Source organism: Arthrobacter sp. Y3223164 (assembly GCF_059091005.1).
Window position 1 is genome coordinate 1 of record NZ_JBNHGF010000112.1, and the last position, 7,520, is coordinate 7,520.

The following is a 7,520-nucleotide window of genomic DNA, read 5'->3' on the forward strand; positions in this document are numbered from 1 at the left end:
CGGGGTGAGGATCCGGCTCCACACGGCGGCGTCACGGGTGGCTGCGCACGACGGCGGCGTCAGCCTCACCCTGACGGCTGCGGGTGCGGACGGGGAGACCGGGGCGGCGGACACCGTCACGGCCGCGAAGCTCCTGGTGTCCACCGGGCGACGGCCGGCCCTCTCCGGCCTTGGCTTGGAGGAGCTGGGACAGGATCCGAAGCGGCTGCAGGTCGACGCCAGCGGACGCGTGGGCGGCATCGACGGGGGCTGGCTGTATGCGGTAGGCGACGCCGCAGGCAAAGCCCAACTGACACACCAGGGCAAGTACCAGGCGCGGGCCACGGGGGACGCGATTGCCGCCCGCGCGGCCGGCGAGCTGAACGGCGACCCGGAACCGTGGAGCCGCTTCGCCAGTACTGCCGACGACGCGGCGGTTCCCTCGGTGATCTTTACCGACCCGGAGGTCGCCGTCGTCGGTCTCACCGAAGAGCAGGCCCGGGAGCGCGGGCTCGCCGTGTCCGCCACCCAACTGCCGATCGCCGTCGCCGGCTCCTCGCTGTATGCCGACGGCTACCAGGGCTGGGCCCAGATGGTGGTGGACGAGGACCGCAAGGTCATCGTGGGCATGACGTTCGCCGGCCCCGGTGTCAGCGAGTTGCTGCACTCGGCGACCATCGCCGTCGTCGGCCAGGTCCCGCTGGACCGGGTCTGGCACGCCGTGCCCTCCTACCCCACCATCAGCGAGGTCTGGCTCCGCCTGCTCGAGGCGTACGGGCTGTAGCGCGGCGGCGGAGCCGGGCAGGACTTAGATGGAGTACTCCGGCGCGGCCCAGACCACTACTTCCGGGTGCTCATAGAAGCGGTAGCCTTGGCCGCGGACGGTGCGAACGGTGTTGGCCAGGCGGCCCAGCTTGGAACGGAGCCGGCGGATATGCACGTCGATGGTGCGTTCGTTCGGAACTTCCTCGGCGTTCTTCCACAGCCCGGAGAGCAGCTCTTCGCGGCCGACAGTGCGGGTGGCGTTCTCCACGAGGTAGTTGAGCAGCTCGAATTCCTTGAACGTCAGGTTCAGGGTCTCCCCGTCCAGGTGCACCTCGCGGCGGGACAGATCGATCAGGACGCCGCTGGGACGGCTGGCGTGCGAGGCCGGCTGCGGCTGCCGCTGTATCTCCACGGCCGCGGTCCGCGGACGGCGGCTGACGGTCGGATCGCCCAGTGCCTGGCGCACCACGTCAATGTTCTCGCCCGGGGCGTCGGCCGGCGCCAGGGCCACGGCCCCGTGGGTCTGGGCGTCGGGAGCCAGCGACTGCACATAGGCACGCACCTGGGAAGCCAGCTTGCTCAGCGTGGTCCCCTGGGCGGCGGCAGCCTCCTCGTCCAGGCCCACATAGAGAACGAACCCGCGGGCAACAGTGTCATTCGACACCGCCTGCGGGCCGGGAATTCCATTGGGGGTGACCACGGGGGTGGGGGCGGTGGTCGGATGGGGGGCAGCGGCGTCGAACTGGCCGGGAACCGCGCGCAGCACGCGGTAGGCCTGCTGTTCCCCCGGGTAAGACGGCTGTCCGGCGAACTGCGGGTTCTGCCCGGCTGCCTGTCGCTGCGCGGCTGCCGCGCGGTTCTGGGCGTTGCGGACGGAGATGTGGACGTATCCGGATGAAACTGACATTAGAACCTCATGTGTGAAAATGGCCGTCATCACGGCGCGAATGCATGGGTATGCCCGCACGGGATGTGTTTCTGGCGCCCGCCATTGGACAGATGAATTGCCTGGATTAACTCGAGGGGTGGTGAGTTAGGCCTGCATTCGGCAACAGTCCGCCAGTGCGCCGGGATACGTCCCGTAACTGAAGGCTGCGGCTGCAGATGCTGTTGCGTTGTTGTTCACAACCATGAGTTTGGCGCGTAACAATGCCTACGTGCAAGTAATATAAGCCTGCTTGTCTCACATAGTGAGAAGAAACAGTGCTTTTGTGCCACACATCACACCACGGCCGTGCATAAATATCAGCCGAACACCGCTCTTGCGGGGCGCCAGTGAATAAATATGCATTGTTGGTTTTGCCTCGTGGTGAGGCGCACTAGATGCAAAGCGCCGGCGTTTGCAAACCGTCCAAAATGTGGACACGCACTGGAACGTGCGGGCCCCCGATCTGCCACCTCGCCGGCTGGTTCAGCCGGCAACGCCGTACAGCCGGTCCCCTGCGTCACCCAGGCCGGGCACGATGTAGGCTTTCTCGTCCAGCCGCTCGTCGATGGACGCCACCACAATCGAGACGTTCTTGCCTTCGAGCTCATCGCGCAGGGCCTGCAGGCCCTCCGGTGCCGCCAGCAGGCAGATGCAGGTGACGTCGGCGGCGCCGCGGGCGAAGAGGAACTTGATGGATTCGCGCAGCGTGCCGCCGGTGGCCAGCATGGGGTCGAGCACGAACACCTGGCGGCCGGTGAGGTCGGCCGGCAACCGCTCGGCGTACGTAATGATGTCCAGCGTTTCCTCGTTGCGCGCCATGCCCAGGAAGCCGACCTCGGCGGTCGGCACCAGCTTGGTCATGCCCTCGAGCATGCCGAGGCCCGCGCGCAGAATGGGCACCACCAGCGGGGTTGGTTTGGTGAAGGCGGTCCCGATGGTCCGGGTGACCGGGGTCTCGATTTCCACCGGCTCGGTGTGGACGTCGCGGGTGGCCTCGTAGGCCAGCAGGGTCACCAGTTCTTCGGTGAGTTGGCGGAATACGGGCGACGGAGTGGTCTTGTCGCGGAGAACGGTGAGTTTGTGGGCAACAAGGGGATGATCCACTTCGAGTACGCGCATTCCACAAAACTACCGGCAGCCGGATAGCAGGGACAAACATCGGGCCTGCCAGAATGGTGGCATGGGCCCCATTGATCCGCAGCACCACCAGTGGATGGGTCTTGCCCTGGACCAGGCCCGGTTGGCCCTGGAGACCTCCGACGTGCCGATCGGCGCCGTGGTGATGGGGCCCGACGGCGCGGTGCTGGGTTCCGGACGCAACGAACGGGAGGCGCTGCACGACCCGACCGGCCATGCCGAAATGGTGGCCATCCGGGAGGCGGCCAGAAAGCTTGGCTCCTGGCGCCTGGACGGCTGCACGCTGGTGGTCACGCTGGAGCCCTGCGCCATGTGCGCCGGCGCCATCGTGCTCGCCCGCATCCCGAAAGTGGTCTTCGGGGCGTGGGATGAGAAGGCCGGCGCGGCCGGCAGTGTTTTCGACATCCTGCGCGAACGTCGGCTGAACCACTGGGTGGAGGTCTACCCTGAGGTCCGCACGGAGGAGTCAGCCGCCATGCTGCGCGCGTTCTTCGCGCGGCACCGCGGCGATCTCCCCCTCTGACTCAGGTGCCGGCCGCGCCGTTTTGGGGCTCAGGGCCAACAGCGGGTAAAGTTGACGCGTTGGTGACGTGTCCGAGCGGCCGAAGGTGCAACACTCGAAATGTTGTTTGGTGAAAGCCAACGTGGGTTCAAATCCCACCGTCACCGCCACTAGCAAGGCCCCGCTCCCCTCCTAGAGAAGGGAAGTGGGGCCTTTTGCTTTCGCCGCAGATCGGGACAGTTTGCCGAGCTTGAGTCGCCCGTTCGACGACCACCCGTAACGGCCAGAGCTTCTTCTGTTCCGCGCCTTACGGGCTTGGAACGAGCTCTACCGAATAACCTTCAGCTTTTTCATACAGCTGCCGCAGGTGCCCGCCATGCCATTCCAGCCACAGGGCGTCCGCTGCCCGCGTCACCTCTTCGACCCGGCCCTTCCGGACGGCTTTCCCATCCTTGCGGATCTGAACGTGCTGGCCTGTTAGGTCTTTCCAATTGTCTACCGTCATGGGAGACCTTTCCTCAATCTTGTGCAGTATTTTGACCGCTGCGTGGTGGTAAGAGAGGCAAAACGAGGGTGCCGCCGCCGGTTGGGGGATGTCGCCATCGTTCGGCAACATCCCCCAACCGGCCCGGTCCCTGATGCGGGGCATGCGAAACCCCGCCGACGCGCGCAGTCAGGATCAGGGGTAGAGCCCGCGGGTCAGGTGCGCCTGTGCCACACGCTCGACCGCCGTCACCGTAGCGGCTTCGCGCAGGTTCAGGCCGCGCTTGGACGCAATGGACAGGACGTTCTCCCACGCCGCCAACATCCGGTGTTCCAGTTTTTCTTCAACTTCGGCAGCAGTCCACCAGTAGGCCTGATTGCCCTGCACCCACTCGAAGTAGGAGACGATGACGCCGCCCGCATTGGCGAGAATGTCCGGAACAACGAGCACGCCCTTGTCCTGCAGAATGACGTCCGCCGCCGCCGTGGTGGGGCCGTTGGCGCCTTCCACGATGACCTTGGCGCGCACCTTGTTGGCGTTGCCGCCGTGCAGCACGCCTTCTACTGCTGCGGGGACCAGCAGGTCCACCTCAAGCTCCAACAGCTCATCCGAAGGCATGGCACCTGCGCCGGCAAAGCCGACGACGCTGCCAGTCTCCTTGACATGGTCTTGCAGGGCACGGATGTTCAAGCCGTCAGCATTATGGATGGCCCCATACTGGTCGCCCACAGCCACAACGCTGACTCCGGCGTCGGCAAGGAACTCTGCGGCTCCGGCTCCCACCTTGCCGAAGCCTTGAACAGCCGCGGTGCTATGCCGTGGATCAAGCCCGGCGTGGGCAAGCGCTGCCAGCGCGACGTGCACGACGCCCCTGGATGTGGCGCTCGAACGGCCGAGGGAACCGCCAACACTGACAGGCTTGCCCGTCACCACGCCTGGAACCGTGTATCCGACGTTGACCGAATAGGTGTCCATCATCCATGCCATGGTCTGTTCGTCAGTGCCGATGTCGGGCGCCGGCACGTCCTTCTCAGGGCCGATGATCGGCAGGATTTCGCTGGTGTAGCGGCGCGTAACGCGCTCCAATTCCTGCTGCGAGTAATTCCGCGGATCAATAGTGATCCCGCCCTTGGCGCCGCCGTAAGGGACGTCCAGCAGAGCGCACTTCCACGTCATCCACATTGCCAGTGCACGCACTTCGTCCAAGGAGACGTGCGGGCTGTAACGCAGTCCGCCCTTGGCGGGTCCGCGGGAAAAATTATGTTGCACGCGGTAACCGGTGAGAACCTCAACGCTGCCGTTGTCCCGGCGCAAGGGGATGCTCACGGAAAGCTCCCGGCGCGGCTGGGCCAGCAACTGGTGCAGCCCTTCGCTGTATCCCAGCGTACGGATTGCTGAAGCAAGCTGCCTGTGGGCGTTCTCCAGCGGTCCCGCGTCCTGGGTGGGAGCCGACGTGCCGTGCTCGGATTGTGCGGTTGACAGAGATAAGACAGGTGTCGTCATCGACAGAGGTTCCTTTTCGGCTTAGGTCTTTCGGAGGGTGTGCATGTGACGCTACAAGGGCGCGAAAGGGACGTCAGTGTGCGAGTGCACAAAACGGCGTGACGCAACTAGCAGCTTCAACAGCGGCCGCGGCCTAAGACCCGGCCAGCGGGGACGAGACGCCCGCTCCGCTTCGCCGCGCGCCTGCCGGTATGAACGGTGCGGCCAAGACAACGAGGCCCTATGCCGCCTCGGAAAAATGTCCTTCCAGGTGAAACGCAGTCTCTCAGCTAGCTAAGGAGTGCGTTCTTCTGTCGGGATTTCGTTGTGGAGCTCCGCCCGCAGTTCGTGCAGGTGATGACTAAGCCCCTGGATGTTGTGAAGACCGGAATAAAGAAGACTGTGAGTTTGGTGGCGCGTTCCTGCAGGCGATGGTGCACGAACCGGCCGCAATACTGGCACGTAGCCATCCGTCCGGGCAGATCGCGAAGGGCGGTCTTGAGACCGAAGAGAAGAAACACTGTGCGTGCCTTTCAGAGGTTGTTTCCAGTCAGTCCCGGATGGGATGCGGGCATCGCAGACATGGATCTCCGTTCTCTTGGCAGAGGACGCCCTTGTCAAGATAGTAAGCATACTTGGCGATTACCTACCAGCGCGGAGCGAAAGGAATTCGAGGGCTCTCACGTCTGCCAAAGATGACGGAGCGTAAGTAATGAGTCCCCTAGCCTGTGCGGTTCACGGCGGCTACAACACAAACGCCCCGCACTTTCGGAGAGCGGGGCGTTGGTTTGAGCGTGTGTTAAAGCGGGCGAATGTTCTCGGCCTGCAGTCCCTTTTGGCCCTGGACGACGTCGAACTCAACTTTCTGGTTTTCTTCCAGCGAGCGGTAGCCGCTGGCGGCGATGGCCGAGAAGTGTGCGAACACGTCCGGCCCGCCGTCGTCCTGGCTGATGAAGCCGAACCCCTTTTCGGCATTGAACCATTTGACGGTGCCTGTTGCCATGCTGATCTTCCTTCTGGAACGGCAGCGCCGACTCCCCCAACGGGAACCTGCCCGCGACCGTCCACCTTCAACCTAGGTGAGCACCGGCCGTGCAGCAAGAGCATCCGGAGGTCCGGACCGCAAGAAGCCGCGGGACAGTCCTCCAGACAGGTCAGGCAGAGTCGCCGGCTCCTTCGTCCTTGACGTGGTTGCGGGATTCGTCGTCCCGGTCGGCGTCCTCGGCGACGGCGTTGGCAATGAGGTCCATGCGGTCGGCCGGGGTAAGCCGGTCATCCTGCTGATACTCTTCGATGTTTTCGCTGACGGCGTCTTCGTCGGCGGGCTGAACGTTTTCCGTCATTACTGCTCCTGCGTAGTACGGCTCCTTATCACTGTCGCCGATCCGGCACACGTCCACAACCCCTCGGGCGCGGCCAACCCGACCCTCACGGGGCCTTGGTCTCGCTGAACATCCTGCCGCTGCGCCACGTGGGGCGTAGCCTTAATCCATGCACCTTCTCTGGCTTTCGGAGGTAAGAGAATGGCCACCCCTGCCAAGGCTTTGAAGCCCACCGCCATCGGCCGGGTCGTCTCAGTGACCACGGCCAACGGGGACGAGCATGTCGGCGTCCTGACCGCATTCCACCGAAGGCAGCACAGCGAGGATTTCCTGGTCTATCTTCAGGGAGTTCCGCAACCGGTCCCGGTACCCGCCGAAGGGTCGGCCGTGGTTCACCAGCGCGTGCTCTAGCGCGTGCTTTCATGCCGCAGATGGTGCCCGGGCGGGGTGCCATCTTTAGTGCCATGCAGCGGTCCTGTCAATGCTTTCAGGCTCAATCCGGCCTTTCACATCCATCACAAAAATGCCGCCCATGTCACATTTCGACAGCTATCGAAAAGCGCCGGAAAAAGAGGTTGAGTCGTGGAATTTTAGCCGTACGCTAAGACCACCTCACAGGTCGCGGCGGCTGACGAAAGCCGCCTCCTTGAGGTAATTCGTCTGCAGGTTTTCCCTGTGGTGGCGTCGGGGGACGTCCAGGGCCTGCTGAGGGGGACGGGGGCTACGGGTGAACCAAGGGGATCGTGATCCGGCGGGCAGCGCAACCAGCGGCGCCCCGATAACGGCTGCCGGTCACACACCGGCTCCGGCGGGCCCAAGCGCCGCCCACCTGCGGAGAAAAACGCGGCGGTGGTGGCCCCGGCGGCGGGAAACCGTGGGGCTGGATGAGCTGTTGCGGCCTGCGGCCCGGCCGGAGCACCG

General features: G+C 64.5%; 10 protein-coding genes and 1 tRNA gene. 4 read left to right on the forward strand and 7 right to left on the reverse strand.

Features of this window, described 5'->3' with window-relative positions:
• The coding region (locus AC5RUJ_RS07855) for an oxidoreductase dimerization domain-containing protein (RefSeq protein WP_494155736.1) at positions 1-763 on the forward strand (763 nt) is incomplete at its 5' end.
• A gap of 24 nt (positions 764-787) precedes the next feature.
• Here the strand turns inward: AC5RUJ_RS07855 and AC5RUJ_RS07860 are convergent.
• Both AC5RUJ_RS07860 and upp read right to left on the reverse strand, forming a co-directional pair.
• Complete coding sequence (locus AC5RUJ_RS07860) at positions 788-1,651, reverse strand: winged helix-turn-helix domain-containing protein (protein ID WP_494013021.1); 864 nt, start codon at positions 1,649-1,651, stop codon at positions 788-790.
• Between the two features lie 504 nt (positions 1,652-2,155).
• Positions 2,156-2,791: a uracil phosphoribosyltransferase gene (gene upp / locus AC5RUJ_RS07865; RefSeq protein WP_494024343.1), complete on the reverse strand. Its 636-nt coding sequence runs from the start codon at positions 2,789-2,791 to the stop codon at positions 2,156-2,158.
• 61 nt (positions 2,792-2,852) lie between these two features.
• Here upp and AC5RUJ_RS07870 point away from each other — a divergent pair, with 61 nt between their 5' ends.
• Positions 2,853-3,332: a nucleoside deaminase gene (locus tag AC5RUJ_RS07870; protein ID WP_494074222.1), complete on the forward strand. Its 480-nt coding sequence runs from the start codon at positions 2,853-2,855 to the stop codon at positions 3,330-3,332.
• Between the two features lie 61 nt (positions 3,333-3,393).
• A tRNA-Ser gene (locus tag AC5RUJ_RS07875) sits at positions 3,394-3,481 on the forward strand.
• A 137-nt stretch (positions 3,482-3,618) separates the two neighbouring features.
• Here AC5RUJ_RS07875 and AC5RUJ_RS07880 read toward each other — a convergent pair.
• From AC5RUJ_RS07880 to AC5RUJ_RS07900, 5 genes are all read right to left on the reverse strand, one after another.
• The gene (locus tag AC5RUJ_RS07880; RefSeq protein WP_494002281.1) at positions 3,619-3,816 is read right to left on the reverse strand and encodes a hypothetical protein; all 198 of its coding nucleotides are present in this window, start codon (positions 3,814-3,816) and stop codon (positions 3,619-3,621) included.
• A gap of 174 nt (positions 3,817-3,990) precedes the next feature.
• Positions 3,991-5,298: a Glu/Leu/Phe/Val family dehydrogenase gene (locus AC5RUJ_RS07885; protein WP_494002280.1), complete on the reverse strand. Its 1,308-nt coding sequence runs from the start codon at positions 5,296-5,298 to the stop codon at positions 3,991-3,993.
• 269 nt (positions 5,299-5,567) lie between these two features.
• On the reverse strand, positions 5,568-5,747 hold the full coding sequence (locus AC5RUJ_RS07890) for a zinc-ribbon domain-containing protein (RefSeq protein WP_494002357.1): 180 nt from the start codon (positions 5,745-5,747) through the stop codon (positions 5,568-5,570).
• 329 nt (positions 5,748-6,076) lie between these two features.
• On the reverse strand, positions 6,077-6,280 hold the full coding sequence (locus AC5RUJ_RS07895) for a cold-shock protein (protein WP_494002279.1): 204 nt from the start codon (positions 6,278-6,280) through the stop codon (positions 6,077-6,079).
• A gap of 151 nt (positions 6,281-6,431) precedes the next feature.
• Positions 6,432-6,620 (reverse strand): hypothetical protein, encoded by a 189-nt coding sequence (locus AC5RUJ_RS07900; RefSeq protein ID WP_494101226.1) that lies wholly within the window; start codon positions 6,618-6,620, stop codon positions 6,432-6,434.
• 180 nt (positions 6,621-6,800) lie between these two features.
• Here AC5RUJ_RS07900 and AC5RUJ_RS07905 point away from each other — a divergent pair, with 180 nt between their 5' ends.
• The gene (locus tag AC5RUJ_RS07905; protein ID WP_494013068.1) at positions 6,801-7,010 is read left to right on the forward strand and encodes a hypothetical protein; all 210 of its coding nucleotides are present in this window, start codon (positions 6,801-6,803) and stop codon (positions 7,008-7,010) included.
• The last annotated feature ends 510 nt before the right edge of the window (positions 7,011-7,520 follow it).